Here is a 517-nt window from a genome sequence, read left to right as displayed (position 1 = left end):
GTGCATCATTGACGTTGGTCACCGTGATGCTAAAGGACTGGTCAGCCGTTAAGCCATCCGTGTCCGTCACTCGCAGTGTCACGGGGTGTGCGCCCACATCGGCATTACTGGGTGTGCCACTTAACACGCCAGTGGCAGCATTGAAGCTCAACCAACTCGGTTTGGTCACGGCGCTTAAGGTTAAGGTGTCGCCCACATCAGTGTCCGCGGCCGCGAAGGTGTAGCTGTAAGCCGCATCTTGAGTGGCTGCAGTGATGGCGGTTGAACTGATGGTCGGCGCATCGTTGACGTTGGTGACCGTGATGCTGAAGCTTTGCTCTGCCGTTAAGCCATCTGTGTCCGTCACCCGCAATGTCACGGGGTGTGCGCCCACATCGGCATTGCCTGGCGTGCCACTTAACAATCCAGTGGCAGCATTGAAGCTCAACCAACTCGGTTTAGTCACCGCGCTTAAAGTTAATGTGTCGCCCACATCGGTATCACTCGCCGCAAAAGTGTAGCTGTACGCTGCATCTTG

The 517-nt window shown here is 56.1% G+C and carries 1 protein-coding gene; it reads right to left on the bottom strand.

All coding sequences use genetic code 11. The features are described 5' to 3' along the window. Positions 1 to 517: putative Ig domain-containing protein (locus tag BM607_RS21575; RefSeq protein ID WP_140393440.1), on the bottom strand; the 517-nt coding region annotated here is incomplete at both ends.

Origin of the sequence: Shewanella sp. SACH (assembly GCF_001887095.2) — a bacterium.
Taxonomy (GTDB): Bacteria; Pseudomonadota; Gammaproteobacteria; order Enterobacterales; family Shewanellaceae; genus Shewanella; species Shewanella baltica.
The sequence above is the reverse complement of the archived record's forward strand: the minus strand, read 5'-3'. Positions and strand labels throughout refer to the sequence as shown.